At 75.2% G+C, this 20,810-nt stretch carries 2 protein-coding genes; both read right to left on the reverse strand.

What is annotated here, in order from left to right; all coding sequences use genetic code 11:
- Window positions 1-276: 276 nt before the first annotated feature.
- Window positions 277-1,134, reverse strand: a complete 858-nt coding sequence (locus tag OG559_RS02040) for a metallophosphoesterase family protein (RefSeq protein ID WP_405111675.1) — start codon at window positions 1,132-1,134, stop codon at window positions 277-279.
- A 238-nt stretch (window positions 1,135-1,372) separates the two neighbouring features.
- Window positions 1,373-20,776: a type I polyketide synthase gene (locus tag OG559_RS02045; protein ID WP_405111678.1), complete on the reverse strand. Its 19,404-nt coding sequence runs from the start codon at window positions 20,774-20,776 to the stop codon at window positions 1,373-1,375.
- Window positions 20,777-20,810: the final 34 nt, after the last annotated feature.

Consider the following 20,810-nt stretch of genomic DNA (forward strand, 5'->3'; position numbering starts at 1 on the left):
CACCGGCGGCCCGACTCCGCGCACATTTCGGTGGAGACATGACCATTCGGCGCATGGACGCAATTCCTATTTCAATTCAGTTTCTGTTTCCGGTACCTGTTCAAGCGCCCGCCGCGACACCGCGCCGACCACCCTGCCGACCCATGCCCGCCACCGTGAGTGGACGGTACTGAGCGCCGACCTCGCCCCCAACCCCTAACGGACCCCTGATCGGGCGGTCCTGACGGGCCGTCGCGGTGGTCGTCGCAGCGCGACGATCGATACGAACGGGGCCGGTCAGACGCGGTGTTGGACGGTCTGCGGCAGAATCTGGCGGAGCCGTCCGGGCGGCGTGGCGCGACGCCGCCACTCCCGTGGATAGCCGACCGAGACCTCCTCGAAGCGGACCCCGTCGTACCAGGTGGTCCGCGGGATGTGCAGGTGTCCGTACACCGCCACGCGGGCGTCGAAGCGCACGTGCCAGTCGGCCGTGGCCTCGGTGCCGCACCATTGCGCGAACTCCGGATACCGCAGAATCCGGGTGGGTTCCCGGACGAGGGGAAAGTGGTTGACCAGAATGGTGGGCAGCCCGTTCCGCTCCTCGGTGAGCCGCCGCTCGGTGTGGGTCAGCCGGGCCCGGCACCACGCGTCGCGCGTCGGGTACGGGTCGGGGTGCAGCAGGATCTCGTCGGTGCAGACCACGCCGACCTCGTGGGCCCGTTCGAGGGCCTGCTCCTTGGTGTACGTCCCGGGCGGCCGGAAGGTGTAGTCGTACAGCAGGAAGAGCGGGGCGACGAGCACCGGATCGCCCTGCGGGTCCCAGATCGGGTAGGGATCCTCCGGGGTGACGACGCCGAGGCCCCGGCACAGCTCCACCAGGTGCCGGTAGCGGGCCTCGCCCCGGAGCTGGTTCGGGTCGTCGCGGGGCGTCCACAGCTCGTGGTTGCCCGGTGCCCAGATCACCTTGGTGAAGCGGCGGCTGAGCAGGGCCAGCGCCCACTCGATGTCGCTGACGAACTCGCCGACGTCACCGGCGACGATCAGCCAGTCGTCGTCGGTCTCCGGCCGCAGCCCCTCGACGACGGCCCGGTTCTCCTTGTAGACCACGTGCAGGTCACTGATGGCGAGCAACTGAGGCAGGCCCGATCCGGCCACCCGGACCTCCGTCCATCCCGGGTACCGCGCGCACCCACCACTCGTGCCGATCGGCCGCCGGCAAGGCAGGACGAGACGGCCTGACGGGCTCCGACCCTACGAAGCCCGACCCGGCCAGGCACACCCCTAGACGGCAGGTCGGACCCCTAGGGCTGACACGGGGCGCCGCCGGGCCGGCCTGGCGTGCCGGTCCGCCCGCACCGCCGTCCCGGGGCGGTTCTGGTCCGTGGCCCTGCTCTCAGGACTTGCCGAACTCCCGCTGGATGATGTCGAACAGCTCCTCCCGGCTGGCCGTGTCGAGTTGCTCCGCGGTCTCCGCCGCCGGTGCGGGGACGGCGGCGGAGGCGGGCCGGCGGGCCCGCCACCTGGCCAGCATGCTCTCCAGGCGGCCGATGACCGCCTCGTCGACCTGCTCGGCCGGCGCCTCGCCGAGGAGCTGGTCGAGTCGTTCGACCTCGGCGGCGATCGGCAGCGCCGGCTGCTCCGGCGCCAGCCCGGCACGCAGGTGCTCGGCGAGGGCGCCGGGGGTGGGGTGGTCGAAGATCAGGGTCGCGGGCAGGCCGAGGCCGGTCTCGGCGGTCAGCCGGTTACGCAGCTCGACCGCGGTGAGGGAGTCGAAGCCCAGCTCGAGGAAGCCGCGAGCCGGCCTGATCGCGGCGGGCGTGGCGTGCCCGAGCACCGTCGCGGCGGTGCCGCGTACCAGGTCGAGCAGGATGCGGTCGCGCTCGGACGCCGAGGCGGCGGCCAGCCGCCCCCGCAGGGCCGAGGGGGCGCCGTCGGCGTCGGCGGACGGCGTCTCCTGCGGGGCGGGCTGCGCCTCGGGGATCTCGGCGAGCAGCGGGCTCGGCCGCAGCGCGGTGAACGACGACGCGAACCTGTCCCACCGCACATCCGCCACGACCACCGACACGTCACCCACCTCCAACGCCTGTTCCAACCCCACCACCGCCAGCTCCGGCGCCATCGCCACCAGGCCGCGCCGGGACAGCTCGTCCCCGACCGCGCCCACCGCCATTCCCGCCTCGCCCCATGGACCCCACGCCACCGACGTGCCCACCAGCCCCCGCGCCCGCCGGGACTCCATCAGCCCCTCCACGAACGCGTTCCCCGCCGCGTACCCCACCTGACCCGCCGAACCCCACACCCCCGCGATCGACGAGAAGACCACGAACGCGTCCAGCTCCGCGCCGGACAGCAACTCGTCCAGCACCACCGCACCGCCGACCTTCGCCCGCAGCACCTCGCCCAGGTCCGCCAACCCCACCTCGCCCAACGGCGCCATCTGCGCCACCCCCGCCGCGTGCACCACCGCCCGCACCCGATCGCCACACTCCGTCAGACCCGCCAGCAACCCGGCCACCGCCGCCCGGTCGGCCACGTCGCAGGGCATCACCGACACCCGCGCGCCCGACCCCCGCAACCCCGCGACCACGCCCGCGCCCGCCGAACCCAGCCCGCCCTCGCCGCTGCGCGACAGCAACACCACGTGCTCCGCCCCCACACCCACCGCCCACTGCGCCACCCGCAGACCCAACGCGCCCGTGCCGCCGGTCACCAGCACCGTCCCCGACAACCGCACGCTGCCGCTCGGAGCCGAACCCACGGCCGCCCGTACCAACCGCCGGCCGAACACCCCCGACGACCGCACCGCCACCTGGTCCTCCACGCCGCTCGCCAGGACCCCGGACAGCCGATCCCACACCCGTCCGTCCGCCGCACCCGGCACATCCACCAGGCCGCCCCACGACCCCGGCAGCTCCAGCCCCGCGGCCCGGCCAAGACCCCACAGCGCCGCGCCCTCGACGTCGTCGAGCACGTCCGACCCGCCCACCGACACCGCGCCACTGGTCAGCCACCACAGCCGACCCTCGATCCCGGAGTCGGTCAGCGCCTGGACCGCCGTCAGCGCCGTCGACAGGGCGGCGACGGCCGGAAGATCATCCGGCTCGGCCGGGGCTGCCAGCGACAGCAGGGACAGCACGCCGGCGACCCGGCCGTCGGGCCCGGCCGCATCGCTCAGCCGACCCGCCACCGCGTCCCGGTCGGTGCCCTCGACCAGGACGGGGGCGACCCGGGCCCCCCGGGCCGCCAGGGCGGCGAGGGCCGGGTGGTCCTCCTGCCCCGGCGCGGTCAGCACCAGCCAGGTTCCGGTGAGCGTGCCGGTGGCCGGCACGGCAGCCGTGCGCCACTCGACGCGGTAGCGCCACGAGTCGACCGTCGACCGCCGCTGCGCGTCCCGACGCCACCGGGCGAGCTTCGGCAGCAGCGCCGCCGAGGACCCGTCCACGCCGGCCGCCAGTTCCTCGCCCAGCACGCCGAGGTCACCGGACTCGACCGCCGCCCAGAACTGCTCGTCCGCCGGCCCGCTCGCGGTGGCGGACGCGGGTGCCGGCGCCGGGTCCTCCAGCCAGTAGCGCCGACGGTCGAAGGCGTAGGTGGGCAGGTCCACCGCTCGCGGCCGGACGCCCGCCTGCGCCAGGTAGGCCGACCAGTCCACCGACACCCCGGCCACGTGCAGCTGACCCACCGCCGCCAGCAGACACTCCACCTCCGGGCGATCCCGCCGCAACGTCGCCACCCGACACACCTCACCATCGGCGACCTCGGCCACCATCGCCGTCAGCACCGCGTCCGGGCCCACCTCCAGGAACGTGTCCACCCCGGCCGCCCGCAGCGCCGTCACCCCGTCGGCGAACCGCACCGGTCGCCGCACATGGCGCACCCAGTACTCCGGATCCGCCACCTCCAACGGATCCGCCACCGCACCCGACACGTTCGACACCACCGCCACTGACGGCACCCGCCAGTTCAACCCGGCGACCACCGAACGGAACCCGTCCAGCATCGGCTCCATCAACCGGGAGTGGAACGCGTGCGACACGGTGAGGGGCTTGGTCCGCCAGCCCCGGGCCCGGCAGGTCTCCGCCACGAGTTCGACGTCGTCGGCCGCACCGGAGAGCACCACCGCCGCCGGGCCGTTCACCGCCGCGATGTCCACGGCCGCGCCGGTCACCTCGATGATCAGACGCACGTCGGCCTCGGACGCGCCCACCGCCGCCATCACCCCGCCGGCCGGCAGGGCCTGCATCAGCCGACCCCGCGCCGCCACCAGCACACACGCGTCCTCCAGCGACAACACCCCCGCCCCGTACGCCGCCGTCACCTCACCCAACGAGTGACCCCCGAAGAAGTCAGCCCGCACCCCCCACGACCGCAACAACTCCCACAACGCCACCTCCACCGCGAACAACCCCGCCTGCGCGAACACCGTCCGATCCAACAGACCCGCCTCGGCGGACCCCGGCTCGGCGAACACCACCGACATCAGGGGCTGCGGCAACAACCCGTCCAGGTGCCCGCACACCTCGTCCAGCGCCGCCGCGAACACCGGGAACCGGTCGTACAGCTCCCGACCCATTCCCACCCGCTGCGAGCCCTGACCGGTGAACAACACCGCCCGGCGACCCGACGACACCACACCCGACGCCGATCCACCGGCCGCCACCGCGTCCAGGCCCGCCGCCAGCTCGTCCACACCCGAGCCCCACACCACCGCACGGTGCTCCAACGCCGCCCGCGACGACACCAACGACCACGCCACGCCCACCGCCGCCAGGTCGGAGCGGTTCCGCGCGAGCGACGCCAACCGCGCCGCCTGACCCACCAACGCCCGCTCCGAACGACCCGACACCACCCACGGCACCGGCAACCCCGGAACAGGCCCCACCCCCGACTCCGGCTCCGGCTCCGGCTCCGGCTCCGGCTGCTCCAGGATGACGTGCGCGTTCGTCCCCGAGATGCCGAACGACGACACCCCCGCCCGACGCGGCCGGCCCACCCCCGGCCACCCCCGCGACTCCGTCACCAGGGTCACCGCGCCCGACGACCAGTCCACGTGCGACGACGGCTCGTCGACATGCAACGACGCCGGCACCACGCCGTGCCGCATCGCCATGATCATCTTGATGATCCCCGCGACACCGGCCGCCGCCTGCGTGTGACCGATGTTCGACTTCACCGAACCCAACAACAACGGAACATCCCGACCCTGCCCGTACGTCGCCAGCAACGCCTGCGCCTCGATCGGATCACCCAACGTCGTACCCGTGCCGTGCGCCTCCACCACATCCACATCAGCCGGGGACAACCCCGCGCTGGCAAGCGCCTGCCGGATCACCCGCTGCTGCGACGGACCATTCGGCGCGGTGAGACCGTTCGACGCGCCGTCCTGATTCACCGCCGAACCCCGCACCACCGCAAGAACCCGACGGCCCTCCCGCCGCGCGTCCGACAACCGCTGCACGAGGATGACGCCGACGCCCTCGGACCAGCCCGTCCCGTCGGCCGCCTCGGCGAAGGACCTGCACCGCCCGTCGGCCGAGAGGCCGCCCTGGATCGAGAACTCGGCGAAGGTGGCCGGGGAGGCCATCACGCAGACGCCGCCGGCGAGCGCGAGGTCGCACTCGCCGGAGCGCAGCGCCTGGGCCGCGAGGTGCAACGCGACCAGCGACGACGAACACGCCGTGTCCACCGTCACCGCCGGCCCCTCGAAACCGAACGAGTACGACACCCGACCCGACAGCACGCTGGTCGCGTTGCCGGTGAGCAGGTGACCGCCGACCTCCTGGGCGCGGCCGACGGAGCCGCTCGCGTACCCCTGGAAGCTGGCTCCGGCGAAGACGCCGACGGCGCCGCCCTTGAGGCTGGTCGGGTCGATGCCCGCCGACTCGATCGCCTCCCAGGACGTCTCCAGCAGCAGCCGCTGCTGCGGGTCCATGGCGAGGGCCTCACGCGGCGAGATGCCGAAGAACTCGGCGTCGAACTCGCCCGCGTCGTAGACGAAGCCACCCCTGCGGGCGAACGACGTGTCGGACATGCCGCTGCCCAGGACGTTGTCCCAGCCCCGGTCGAGCGGGAACTCGGAGATGCCGTCGCGGCCGTCGGCGAGCAGTTGCCACAGCTCGTCGGGCGTGCCGACGCCACCGGGAAGGCGGCAACCCATGCCGACGATGACGATGGGGTCGTCGTCCAGCGCGGCGGGGCGGATTGCGGCCGGCGAGTCGGCCGACGCCCCGATCAGGGTGTCGCGGAGGAGTGCGACCAGGGCCGCCGGTGTCGGGTGGTCGAAGACGAGGGTGCTGGGCAGCGCCAGGCCGGTCTCGCCGATCAGCCGGTTGCGCAGCTCGACCGCGGTGAGCGAGTCGAACCCGAGGCGCTGGAACGCCCGGTCCGCCGGGACGGACTCCACACCGGCGTGACCGAGCACCGAGGCGACCTGGGAGCGTACGAGATCGAGCAGGAAGGCCTCGGCGTCGGTGGCCGGCAGGGCCACGAGCCGCTCGCGCAGCGCGGACGCCTGGTCGGTGGGGCCGGCAACGGTCGGGGTGGCCGCCGCGAGCGCCGCCTGGGCCTCGGGGATCTCGGCGAGCAGCGGGCTCGGCCGCAGCGCGGTGAACGACGACGCGAACCTGTCCCACCGCACATCCGCCACGACCACCGACACGTCACCCACCGCCAACGCCCGCTCCAACCCCACCACCGCCAGCTCCGGCGCCATCGCCACCAGGCCGCGCCGGCTCAGCTGCTCCCCAGCCTCGCCCACCGCCATGCCGGCCTCGCCCCACGGACCCCACGCCACCGACGTACCCACCAGCCCTCGCGCCCGCCGAGACGCCACCACGCCGTCCACAAACGCGTTCCCCGCGGCGTACGCCACCTGACCCGCCGAACCCCACACCCCCGCGATCGACGAGAAGACCACGAACGCGTCCAACTCCGCGCCGGACAGCAACTCGTCCAGCACCACCGCACCGTCCACCTTCGCCCGCAGCACCTCGCCCAGCTCCTCCGCACCGACCTCGCCCAACGGGGTCATCTGCGCCATTCCCGCCGCGTGCACCACCGCCCGTACCGGGTCACCACCCTCCGCCAGGCCCGCCAGCAACCCGGCCACCGCCTCGCGGTCGGCCACGTCACACCCCACCACCGACACCCGCGCGCCCAGCCCTCGCAGCTCCTCCACCGCACCCGCGATCCCCGGCGCACCGCCGCCCCGCCGAGACACCAGCACCACATGCCCGGCGCCGGCGCCGACCGCCCACCGCGCCACCCGCAGCCCCAGCGCACCGGTGCCGCCCGTCACCAGGACTGTTCCCGACAACCGCACCCCGGCACCGGCACCGGCACCGGCGCGCACCAGCCGCCGCACGAACACACCCGACGGCCGCACCGCCACCTGGTCCTCACCACCACCCGCCAACACCCCACACAACCGGTCCCACACCCGCCCGTCCGCCACACCCGGCACATCCACCAGGCCACCCCAACGGCCCGGCTCCTCCAGCGCCACCACCCGGCCCAGCCCCCAGATGGCACCGGCCGTGGCGTCGAGGGCCGTGGCGTCGGAGCCGTCCACCGAGACCGCACCGCTGGTCAGCCACCACAGGCGACCGTCGACGCCGGCATCGGTCAGCGCCTGGGCCACGGTCAGCGCCTCGGCCACCCCGGCACCGGCGAGGGACATGACGCAGAGCAGACCGGCGACGGATTCGCCGGTCCGCACCGCGCCGGCGAGCTGCCGCGCGATCCGGTCCCGGTCCACATCGTCGATCACCACGGGTACGACCCGGGCGCCCCGGGCCGCCAGCGCGGCGACGGCCGGGTGGTCCTCCTGGCCGGGCAGCATCGGCACCAGCCACGTGCCCGTCAGGGTGGTACGGCCGTCGACCGCGTGCGACCGCCACACGACGTGGTACCGCCACGAGTCGACCGTCGACCGGCGCTGGGCGTCCCGACGCCACCGGGCGAGCTTCGGCAGCACCGCGCCGAACGGCTCGTCCGCGCCCGCGCCCAGCTCGTCGCCGAGCAGAGCCGGGTCGCCCGATTCCACCGCCGCCCAGAACCGCCCGTCGAGAGCGTCGTCGCGGGTGGCGAGGTCGGTCGACGCCGACGGCTCGGCCCAGTACCAGGCGCGGTCGAAGGCGTAGGTGGGCAGGTCCACCGCCTTCGGCCGCGCCCCCGCCTGCGCGAGGTACGCGGCCCAGTCCACCGGGACTCCGGCCGTGTGCAACTGACCCACCGCCGCCAACAGCGACTCCACCTCCGGACGATCCCGACGCAACGCCGCCACCCGACGCACCCCGTCACCGGCGGCGACATCGGCCACCATCGCGGTGAGGACCGCGTCCGGCCCCACCTCCAGGAACACGTCCACCCCGGCCGCCCGAAGGGCGGTGACCCCGTCGGCGAACCGCACCGGCTGCCGCACATGCCGCACCCAGTACTCCGGGTCGACCAGCTCCAGGGGGTCCGCCACCGCACCGGTCACGTTCGACACCACCGGCACGGTCGGGGCCCGCCACGACAGCCCCGCCACCACGGCGGCGAACTCGTCGAGCATCGGCTCCATCAACGGACTGTGGAACGCGTGGCTCACCGCCAACCGACGAGTGCGCACGCCCCGGTCGCGCCAGGTTCGCTCCACCTCGTCCAACGCCTCGACCGCTCCCGAGACGACGACGGCCCTGGGCCCGTTGACGGCGGCGATCCCCACCCGATCGGCCAGCCCCTCCAGGACGGCCAACACCTCAGCCTCGGACGCGGCCACCGCCAACATCCCCCCGCCCGCCGGCAACGCCTGCATCAACCGACCCCGCGCCGCCACGAGAACACACGCGTCCTCCAACGACAACATCCCCGCCGCGTACGCCGCCGTCACCTCACCGACCGAATGACCGGCGAAGAAATCGACCCGCACCCCCCAGGACCGCAGCAGGTCCCACAACGCCACCTCCACGGCGAACAACCCCGCCTGCGCGAACACCGTCCGATCCAACAGACCCGCCTCGGCGGAGGGTGCCAACACCACCTCCCGCAACGGCGGGAAGCCACCTGCGAACTCGGCGTCGATCAGCGCACACACCCGATCGAAGGACTCCGCGAACACCGGGAACCGGTCGTGCAACTCCCGACCCATCCCCACCCGCTGCGAACCCTGACCCGTGAACAACACCGCCCGACGACCCGACGACACCACACCCGTTGACACCACACCCGCCGCCGAACCGCCGGCCGCCACCGCGTCCAGGCCCGCCACCAGGTCGTCCACACCCGAACCCCACACCACCGCACGGTGCTCCAACGCCGCCCGCGACGACACCGACGACCACGCCACATCCACCGCCGCCAGATCAGCGCGGCCCCGCACGAACGACGCCAACCGCGCCGCCTGACCCACCAACGCCCGCTCCGAACGACCCGACACCACCCACGGCACCGGGACAGGCTCCACCCCGGACTGCGGCCGTGGCTCCGGCTCCGATTCCGGCTGTTCCAGGATCACGTGCGCGTTCGTCCCCGAGATGCCGAACGACGACACTCCCGCCCGACGCGGCCGGCCCACCTCGGGCCACCCCCGCGACTCCGTCGCCAGCTCGACGGTCCCCGCCGACCAGTCGATGTGCGACGACGGCTCGTCGACGTGCAGGGTCGCCGGAACGACCCCCGCCCGCATGGCGAGGACCATCTTGATGATGCCCGCAACCCCAGCCGCCGCCTGGGTGTGACCGATGTTCGACTTCACCGACCCCAACAACAACGGCACAACCCGACCCTGCCCGTACGTGGCCAGCAGCGCCTGCGCCTCGATCGGATCACCCAGCGTCGTACCCGTGCCGTGCGCCTCCACCACATCCACGTCCCCCGGGGACAACCCCGCGCTGGCAAGGGCCTGCCGGATCACCCGCTGCTGCGACGGACCATTCGGCGCCGTCAACCCGTTCGACGCACCGTCCTGGTTCACCGCCGTGCCCCGCACCACCGCCAGAACCCGACGGCCCTCCCGCCGCGCATCCGACAACCGCTGCACGACGAGGACGCCGACGCCCTCGCCCCACGCGGTGCCGTCGGCAGACTCGGCGAACGCCTTGCACCGCCCGTCGGCCGACAGCCCGCCCTGCCGGGAGAACTCGATGAACGCGCCCGGGGTGGCCATGACGGTGACGCCGCCGGCCAGGGCCAGGTCGCACTCGCCGGACCGCAGCGCCTGGGCCGCCAGGTGCAACGCGACCAGCGACGACGAACACGCCGTGTCCACCGTCACCGCCGGCCCCTCGAACCCGAACGAGTACGACACCCGACCCGACAGAACGCTGGCGGAGGCGCCCGTGGCCCCGTACCCGGTCAGCGCCTCACCGGCCTGGCGCACCACGGTCCCGTAGTCCTGGCCGTTGGTGCCGGCGAACACCCCGACCCGGGCCCCGCGCAGGGCCAGCGGGTCGATCCGGGCGTCCTCGAACGCCTCCCACGACGTCTCCAGCAGCAGCCGCTGCTGCGGGTCCATGGCGAGGGCCTCGCGCGGCGAGATGCCGAAGAACTCCGCGTCGAACGCGCCCGCCTCGTGCAGGAACGCCCCCCGGCTGACGTACGACGACTCGGCGGAGTCACGCAGGGACGCCAGGTCCCAGTGCCGGTTGGTCGGGAACTCCGACATCGCGTCGACACCGCCGGCCAGCAGGTCCCACAGCTCGGCCGGGGATCCGGCGCCAGCCGGGAAGCGACAGCCCATGCCGACGATGACGATCGGGTCGTCGGCGACGACCGGGCCGCCGACCACGGCCGCCACGGGCAGGGCCCGTCCGCCGAGCAGTTCGGCGTGGATGTGACCGGCGAGGGCGGTCGGGTTCGGGTAGTCGAACGCCAGGGTGCTGGACAACGTGAGGCCGGTGGCCGCGTCCAGCCGGTTGCGCAGTTCCACGGCTGCCAGGGAGGTGAAGCCGAGGTCCTGGAACGCCCGGTCGGGCGCCACCCGGTCCGCGGAGTCGTGGCCGAGCACGGCGGCGACCTCGCCGCGTACCAGGTCACGCAGCGCGTGCGCCTGCTCCGCGCCGGACATCGCCGCGAGCCGGGCGAGCAGCGCGGACGTGGGTGCCGGGCCGGCGGCGGCGAGCGCGGCCGGCGCGGCCTCGGCCACCAGGTCCCGGGTGAGCGGGTCGGGGCGGGTGCCGGCGGCGGCCACCCGGGCCCAGTCGATGTCGGCCACCACGAGGTACGTCTCGTCGCGCCCGAGCGCCGTGGGAAGGGCCTCGACGGCGGTCCGGGGTGCCATGGCCCCGAACCCGTCCCGGGCCAGGCGCTGCTCGAACTCGCCGGCGCTCACCCCGCCGTCGGCCCAGAGGCCCCAGGCGAGCGAGGTCGCGGGGAGTCCCTCGGCGCGGCGCCGCTGGGCCAGCGCGTCGAGGAAGGCGTTGCCCGGCGCGTAGGTGGCCTGGCCGGCCCCGCCCATGATGCCGGCGAGGGAGGAGAAGAGCACGAAGGCCGACAGGTCCGTGCCGCGGGTCAGCTCGTCGAGGTTGGTGGCGGCGGTCACCTTGGCCCGGAGCGCGGCGGCCATCTGGTCGACGGTCACCGCGTCGATCACGTTGTCGTCGAGCGCGGCGGCGGTGTGCACGACGGCGGTCAGGGGAAGGTCGTCGGGGACCGACCGCAGCAGGTCGGCGAGGGCGGCGCGGTCGGCCACGTCGCAGGCCGCCACGGTGACCCGGCTGCCGAGCGCGGTCAGCTCGTCGACGAGCGTCCCGACGCCCGACGCCTGCGGGCCCCGGCGGCTGACGAGCAGGAGGTGTTCGGCCCCGGCGGCGGCCAGGGCGCGGGCGACGTGTCCGCCGAGGGCACCGGTGCCGCCGGTGATCAGGACGGTGCCGCGCGGCGTCCACGGGTCGCGGGGGCCGCCGTCGCCGTAGGTGGCCCGGACGAGCCGGCGGGCGTGGCAGCCGCCGGGGCGCAGGGCGACCTGATCCTCCGCGCCGGGGCCGGCGAGCAGCGTACGGAGGGTCCGGACGGCACCCCGGTCGGGGCGTTCGGGCAGGTCCACCAGTCCGCCCCAGCGGTGCGGGTGCTCGGCGCGCAGCACGCCGCCGAAGCCCCACGTCATCGCCTGGGCGGGGTCGACGTGCCGGTCGCGGGAGCCGACGGAGACCGCGCCCCGGGTGGCGATCCAGAGCCGGGCGGCCAGCCCGGCGTCGCCGAGGGCCTGCGCGAGCACGACCGTGCCGGCGAGGCCGGCGGGCACAGTCCCGGTCTCCCCGTACGGCCGGTCGTCGAGCGCGAGGAGGGACAGGACGGCGGTGCCGGCGCGGTCCCGGTCCGGCAGTGCGTCGGTCAGGTCCCGGGCGAGGCGCTTGCGGTCGCAGCCGGCCTCGACCTGGACGGTGCGGGTCCGGGCGGGGTCGAGCGCGGCCACCCAGTCGCCCACGGACGGGTCGGCATCGGCGGGTACGACCAGCAGGAAGTCCGTGGCCTCGGGCCGGGTGGGGTCGTCCACGACCGGCTGCCAGGCCACCCGGTACCGCCAGGAGTCGAGGGTCGCCTCGGTCTCCCGGCGCCGCCGCCAGGTGGACAGCGCCGGGAGCACCTTTGCGAGCGGGGTGTCCGCGCCGACGGCCAGGCTCTCGGCGAGGGCTGCCACGTCCTCCGCGTCGATGGCGCGCCAGAAGGCGTCGTCCTCGGCGGAACGCCGGGTGCCGGCGGGGCGGTGGGACCGGGTGGCCGCGTTGAGCCAGTAGCGCTGGTGATCGAAGGCGTAGGTGGGCAGGTCGATGGCCTTCGGCCGGGCACCCGCCTGCGCGAGGTACGCGGCCCAGTCCACCGACACCCCGGCCGCGTGCAACTGACCCACCGCCGCCAACAGCGACTCCACCTCCGGACGATCCCGACGCAACGCCGCCACCCGACGCACCCCGTCACCGGCGGCGACATCGGCCACCATCGCGGTGAGGACCGCGTCCGGCCCCACCTCCAGGAACACGTCCACCCCGGCCGCCCGAAGGGCGGTGACCCCGTCGGCGAACCGCACCGGCTGCCGCACATGCCGCACCCAGTACTCCGGGTCGACCAGCTCCAGGGGGTCCGCCACCGCACCGGTCACGTTCGACACCACCGGCACGGTCGGGGCCCGCCACGACAGCCCCGCCACCACGGCGGCGAACTCGTCGAGCATCGGCTCCATCAACGGACTGTGGAACGCGTGGCTCACCGCCAACCGACGAGTGCGCACGCCCCGGTCGCGCCAGGTTCGCTCCACCTCGTCCAACGCCTCAACCGCGCCCGAAACGACGACGGCCCTGGGCCCGTTGACGGCGGCGATCCCCACCCGGTCAGCCAGCCCCACCCGGTCGGCCAGCCCCACCCGGTCGGCCAGCCCCTCCAGGGCGGCCAGCCCCTCCAGGGCGGCCAGCCCCTCCAGGGCGGCCAGCACCTCGGCCTCGGACGCGGCCACCGCCAACATCCCCCCGCCCGCCGGCAACGCCTGCATCAACCGACCCCGCGCCGCCACGAGAACACACGCGTCCTCCAACGACAACATCCCCGCCGCGTACGCCGCCGTCACCTCACCGACCGAATGACCAGCGAAGAAATCAGCCCGCACCCCCCAGGACCGCAGCAGGTCCCACAACGCCACCTCCACGGCGAACAACCCCGCCTGCGCGAACACCGTCCGATCCAACAGACCCGCCTCGGCGGAGGGTGCCAACACCACCTCCCGCAACGGCGGGAAGCCACCTGCGAACTCGGCGTCGATCAGCGCACACACCCGGTCGAAGGACTCCGCGAACACCGGGAACCGGTCGTGCAACTCCCGACCCATCCCCACCCGCTGCGAACCCTGACCCGTGAACAACACCGCCCGACGACCCGACGACACCACACCCGCCGCCGATCCACCGGCCGTTACCGCGTCCAGGCCCGCCGCCAGCTCACCCACACCCGAACCCCACACCACCGCACGGTGCTCCAACGCCGCCCGCGACGACACCAACGACCACGCCACATCCACCGCCGCCAGATCAGAGCGGCCCCGCACGAACGACGCCAACCGCGCCGCCTGCCCCAGCAGGGCCCGCTCGGAGCGCCCCGACACCACCCATGGCACGGGCGCACCGACGGTCGCGTCCCCGGCGGTCGCGGGGACCGGCTCGTCGTCGCCCTGCTCCAGGACGACGTGCGCGTTCGTGCCGGAGATGCCGAACGACGACACAGCCGCCCGGCGCGGCCGGTCCGCGCCCGGCCACCCGCGCGGTTCCGTCACCAGGGTGACCGCGCCCGACTCCCAGTCCACGTGCGACGACGGCTCGTCGACATGCAGGGTCGACGGCACCACCCCGTGCCGCATGGCCAGGACCATCTTGATGATCCCCGCGACGCCGGCCGCCGCCTGGGTGTGACCGATGTTCGACTTCACCGACCCCAACAACAACGGCACAACCCGACCCTGCCCGTACGTGGCCAGCAGCGCCTGCGCCTCGATCGGATCACCCAACGTCGTACCCGTGCCGTGCGCCTCCACCACATCCACATCAGCCGGGGACAACCCCGCGCTGGCAAGGGCCTGCCGGATCACCCGCTGCTGCGACGGACCATTCGGCGCGGTGAGACCGTTCGACGCGCCGTCCTGATTCACCGCCGAACCCCGCACCACCGCCAGAACCCGCCGACCATCCCGCCGCGCATCCGACAACCGCTGCACGAGCAGCACGCCGACACCCTCGGACCAGCCCGTCCCGTCGGCCGCCTCGGCGAAGGACTTGCACCGCCCGTCGGGTGCCATGCCGCGCTGGCGGGAGAAGTCAATGAAGGTGTCGGGGGTGGCCATCACGGTCACGCCGCCGGCCAGGGCCAGGTCGCACTCGCCGGAGCGCAGCGCCTGCACCGCCAGGTGCAGCGCGACCAGCGACGACGAGCACGCGGTGTCGACCGTCACCGCCGGGCCCTCGAACCCGAACGAGTACGCCACCCGACCCGACAGCACGCTGCTGGCCGTACCGACGCCGAGGTGGCCGTCGAGGGCCTCGGGTACGTCGACCAGGCTGGACGCGTGGTGGTGGTACATCATGCCGGCGAACACCCCGACCGGGCGACCGCGCAGGGCGAGCGGGTCGATCCTGGCGTCCTCGATCGCCTCCCAGGACGTCTCCAGCAGCAGCCGCTGCTGCGGGTCCATGGCGAGGGCCTCGTGCGGGGAGATCTTGAACAGGCCGGCGTCGAAGTCACCGGCGTCGACCAGGAAGCCGCCCTCCCGGGCGTAGCTGCTGCCCCTGCGGGCGCCGGACGGGTCGTAGAGGTCGCCGAGGTCCCAGCCACGGTCGGTCGGGAAGTCGGTGATGCCGTCCCCGCCGGCGGTGAGGAGGTCCCACAGCTGTTCCGGCGAGCGCACGCCGCCGGGGAACCGGCAGCTCAGGCCGATGATGGCGATCGGGTCGTCGGGCGCGGCGACGGCGCGCAGCGCCGGCAGCGGGTCGGCGCCGCCCCCGGTCTCGGCGTCCAGGTGGTCGGCCAGCCGGAGCGGGGTGGGGTGGTCGAACACGAGGGTCGCGGGGAGCCGCAGCCCGGTCTCCGCGCCGAGCCGGTTGCGCAGCTCGACGGCGGTCAGCGAGTCGAACCCCAGCTCGGTGAACGGGCGGCCGGCCTCGACGGCGGCGGCGTCGGCGTACCCGAGGACCGCCGCGACCTGGTCCAGGACGAGCCGCAGCAGGGCGGCGGCGCGCTCGGCGCGGTCCAGCCCGGCCAGCCGCCCGGCCAGGGTGACGGGCTCGGCGGAGCCGGACCGGGCGGCCCGCCGCCGGGGCGGGCGGACCAGGCCGCGGAACACCACGGGCAGGGTGCCGGCCTCGGCCTGGGAGCGCAGCGCCGGGCCGTTCAACGCCACCGGGACCGCGACCGGCAGGCCGGTGCGCAGGGCGGCGTCGAAGAGGGCGAGGCCGTCGGCCGGGGCGATGGGGCGGGCGCCGGAGCGGGCCAGCCGGTCGGTCTCGACGCGGCCGAGGGCGGCGGTCATGCCGCCACCCGACTCGGCCCACGGCCCCCAGGCCAGGGAGAGCGCGGGCAGGCCGGCGGCCCGCCGGCGGTGGGCGAGGGCGTCGAGGAAGGCGTTGGCGGCGGCGTAGTTGGCCTGCCCCGGGCTGCCGGTCACCCCGGCGGCCGAGGAGTACGTGACGAACAGGGCGAGGTCGCGGCCGGCGGTCAGCTCGTGCAGGTGCCGGACGGCGTCCACCTTCGGCCGCAGCACCTGCGCCAGGGTCTCGGGGGTGAGCGAGGTGAGGGTGCGGTCGGCCAGCACCCCGGCGGTGTGCACGACCCCGGTCAGCGGGTGGGCGGGGTCGATCCCGTCCAGGAGCGCGGCGAGGGCGGGGCGGTCGGCCGCGTCGCACGCCTCGACCCGGGCCGTCGCGCCCAGGTCGGCCAGGTCGGCGAGCAGGTCCGCGACGCCGGTGGCGTCGGCGCCGCGCCGGCCGGTGAGCAGCAGGTGCCGGGCGCCGTACCGGGTGACCAGGTGGCGGGCGAGCAGCGCGCCCAGCGCGCCGGTGCCACCGGTGACGAGGACGGTGCCGGCCGGGTCGAATGCCGGCGCGGGTACCGCCGGTTCCGGGTCGGCGGCCACGAGGCGGGGCACCCGGACCTCCCCGGCACGCACCGCTGCCTGCGGCTCGTCGCCGCCGAGCAGGCCGGCGAGGGCGGACGCGGACCGTTCGTCGTCGTCGACGTCGACGAGCTGGAACCGGCCGGGGTGTTCGGCCTGCGCGGAGCGCACCAGGCCCCACACGGCGGCGGCGGCCGGGTCGGCGATGTCCCCGTCGTGGTCCACGGCGACGGCCCCGCTGGTCAGGACCACCAGCCGGGAGCCGTCGGTGTGCCGGTCCCCGGCCAGCCAGCCCTGCAGGACGTCGAGGGTGTCGGCGAGCAGCTCGTGCGTCCCGGCCGCGTCGGCGTCGGCGGGGCCGGTCACCGGGAGCAGGACGACGTCCGGCACCCCGGCGTCGAGGAGCGCGCCCAGGTCGGGGTGGCGGGTGGCGGCGGTGCCGGCCGGCAGCGGCGCGGGGCGGTCGCCGAGCACCGCCCAGGCGAGGCCGTCGGCGGTACCGCCGGTCTGCGGGTGCCGGGGCCAGTCGAGGCGGAACAGGGAGTTGCGCCACGGCGACCCGGCGGGGGTCAGGTCGCCGGCCGGCAGGGGCCGCAGGGCCAGCGAGCCGACCCGCGCGACGGGTGCGCCGGCGGCGTCCGCGACCAGCAAGGTGACGGTGTCCGGGGCGGTCGGGGTGAGCCGGACCCGCAGGGTGTCCGCGCCGTGGGCGTACACCGTGACGTCGGACCAGGCGAACGGCAGTCGGGCCTCGCCGGCCTCGACGATTCCCAGCCCGACGGCCTGCACGGCGGCGTCGAGCAGGGCGGGGTGCAGGCCGTACGCGTCGGCCTCGCCGGCGGCCGGCTCGGGGAGCGCCACCTCGGCGTACACGTCGACGCCGGCACGCCAGGCGGCGCGCAGCCCCTGGAACGCCGGGCCGTAGGTGAAGCCGGCCTCGGCGGCCCGCGCGGCCGGCTCGGCCACGTCCAGGGGTGTCGCGCCGGCCGGCGGCCAGTCGGCCAGGCCCTGGCCGGCACGCGCGCCGTCGGCCGGGGCGGGCAGTCCGTCGGCGGCCCCCGCGCCGTCGGCCGGGGCGAGCAGGCCCGTGGCGTGCCGGACCCACAGGTCGTCGGTGCCGGACCGGCGGCCGTGCACGGTGACCTGCCACGCGTCGCCGGAGTCGCCGGCGCGCTCGACGGCGACCTGCACGTCGACGCCGCCGGTGTCGGGCAGCGTGAGCGGGGCCTGGAGGGTCAGCTCGGTGAGCACGTCGGCGCCGACCTCAGCGCCGGCCCGCAGCGCCAGCTCGACGAGGCCGGTGCCGGGGAACAGCACGGTGCCGCGCACCGCGTGCTCGGCCAGCCAGGGGTTCGTCTCGACGGACAGCCGGCCGGTGAGGGTGACCTCGTCGCCGTCGGCCGAACGGAACACCGCGCCGAGCAGCGGGTGGCCGGTGGGGGTCAGCCCGGCGGCGGTCACGTCGGCGGGTTGCGGCAGCGGCAGCAGCCAGTAGCGGTCGCGCTGGAACGCGTACGTGGGCAGGTCCACCGGCGCGGCCGGGCCGGCGAACAGGGCGGTCCACCGCACCGGCACGCCACGGGTCCACAGGGTCGCGGCGGCGGCGAGGGCGGTGGCGGCCTCGTCCTGGTCGGCGCGCAGCACCGGCGCGTACGCGGCCTGGTCGTCGCCGGTGATCTCCTGGGCCAGCGCGGACAGCACGCCGCCGGGGCCGACCTCCACGAACGCGCCGACGCCGTGCTCGCGCAGGGTGGCCACGGCGGCGTCGAACCGGACGGTGTCGCGGACGTTGCGCAGCCAGTACGCCGGGGAGCAGATCTCCTCCGGGGTGAGCACCGCGCCGGTGACGGTGGAGACCACCGGGATCCGGGGCGCGGCGAAGGTGAGCTGCCCGAGCACGGCCGCGAACGCGTCGCGCATCGGGTCCATCCGGGCGGAGTGGAACGCGTGGCTGACCCGCAGCCGACGGGTGGACCGGCCCAGGGCGGCGAAGTGTTCGGCGACGGCGAGCACCGCGTCCTCGGCGCCGGAGACGACGACGGAGTCGGGGCCGTTCACGGCGGCCAGCTCCGCCCCGGCCGCGTCGGGCGCGGCGGCCAGGTGGGCGCGCAGCTCCGCCTCGCCGGCCCGGACGGACACCATGGCGCCGCCGGAGGGCAGCGCCTGCATGAGGGCGCCCCGGGCGGCGACCAGCCGGGCGGCGTCGGGCAGGGACAGCACGCCGGCCAGGTGCGCGGCGGTGACCTCGCCGACGGAGTGGCCGGTGAGGAAGTCCGGGACGACGCCCCAGGACTCAACGAGCCGGTAGGCGGCCACCTCGACGGCGAAGAGGGCCGCCTGCGCGTACCCGGTGCGGTCGAGCAGCTCGGCGGGGCCGTCGAGGACGGCGTCGAGGGGCCGGTCAAGGTGCCGGTCCAGTTCGGTGTGGGCGGCGTCGAAGGCGGCGGCGAAGGCGGGGAACGCGGCGTACAGCCGGCGGCCCATGCCGACGCGCTGGGCGCCCTGGCCGGTGCAGAGCACGGCGAGGCGGGTGGGGCTGGCGACGCCGCGCCGCACGGTGGCGGCGGGGACGGTGTCGGCCAGCGCGGACAGCCCGGCGAGGAGGTCGCCTGCGTCGGCGCCGAGCAGCACGGCCCGGTGTTCGAGGGCGGACCGGCCGGTGGCGAGGGCCCGGCCCAGCGTGGCCGGCGGGACGTCGGGGTGCTCGGCGAGCCAGGACCGCAGCCGCCGCGCCTGGGCGGTCAGCGCGGCGGCGCTGCGGGCCGACAGGACCCAGGGCAGCGGGTCGGGGCCGGTGACGTCGCCGGCCGGCGGCTCCGCCACGGGGTCGGTCGGTGGCTCCGCCAGGGGGGCGGCCTCGACGATGACGTGGGCGTTGGTGCCGCTCACCCCGAAGGAGGAGACGCCGGCCCGCGCCGGGCGGGCGGCGGTCGGCCAGGGTTGGGCCTCGCGGAGCAGGCTGACCGCGCCGGCCGTCCAGTCGACGTGCGGGGACGGCTCGTCGAGGTGCAGGCTGCGGGGCAGGACGCCCTGCCGCATCGCCATGACCATCTTGATCACGCCGGCGACCCCGGCGGCGGCCTGGGTGTGCCCGAGGTTGGACTTGATCGAGCCGAGCCACAGGGGCCGGTCGGCGGGCCGCTCGCGGCCGTACGTGGCGATGACCGCCTGCGCCTCGATCGGGTCGCCGAGCCGGGTGCCGGTGCCGTGCGCCTCGACGGCGTCCACGTCGGCGGGGGTGAGCCGGGCGTTCGCGAGGGCCTGGCGGATCACCCGCTGCTGGGAGGGGCCGTGCGGGGCGGTGAGTCCGTTGCTGGCCCCGTCCTGGTTGACGGCGGTGCCGCGGACCACGGCGAGCACGGGGTGGCCGTTGCGCCGGGCCTCGGAGAGCCGTTCGAGCAGGAGCAGGCCGGCGCCCTCGCTCCAGCCGGTGCCGTCGGCGGTGGCGGCGAAGGACTTGCACCGGCCGTCCGGGGACAGGCCCCGCTGCCGGCTGAAGCCGACGAACGTGTCCGGGCTGGACATCACGGTGACGCCGCCGGCCAGGGCGAGGGTGCACTCGCCGGAACGCAGCGCCTGCGCGGCGAGGTGCAGTGCGACCAGTGAGGACGAGCAGGCGGTGTCGACGGTGACGGCCGGGCCCTCGAAGCCGAAGGTGTAGGCGATCCGGCCGGACACGACGCTGCCGTGGTTGCCGGTGCCGACGAACGCCTCGACCTCGTCGGGCACGCCGTTGAGGCGGGAGACGTAGTCGTGGTACATGACGCCGGTGAAGACGCCGGTCCGGCTGCCCTTCAGGGACTCGGCGGCGATGCCGGCCCGCTCGACGGCCTCCCAGGCGACCTCCAGCAGCAGCCGCTGCTGCGGGTCCATCGCCAGGGCCTCGCGGGGCGAGATGCCGAAGAAGCCGGCGTCGAACTCGCCCGCGTCCAGCAGGAAACCGCCCTCGCGGGTGTACGACTTGCCGTGCGCCTCCGGGTCGGGGTCGTAGAGGTTCTCCACGTCCCAGCCCCGGTCGGCGGGGAACGGCGTCACCGCGTCCCCGCCGGCCTCGACCAGCCGCCACAGCGCCTCGGGGCTGTGCACCCCGCCCGGGTAGCGACAGGCCATTCCCACGATCGCGATGGGCTCGTGGTTCTGCTCGTCGGCGGCCCTCAGGCGCTCGCTGGTCTCGTGCAGGTCAGCGGTGACGCGCTTGAGGTACTCGCGGAGCTTGGCTTCGTTCGCCATCGGTAGATCACCTGTCGCTAATGGGCAAGCGGCG

The sequence above is a fragment of the Micromonospora sp. NBC_01405 genome, from assembly GCF_045040155.1.
Classification (GTDB): domain Bacteria; phylum Actinomycetota; class Actinomycetes; order Mycobacteriales; family Micromonosporaceae; genus Micromonospora.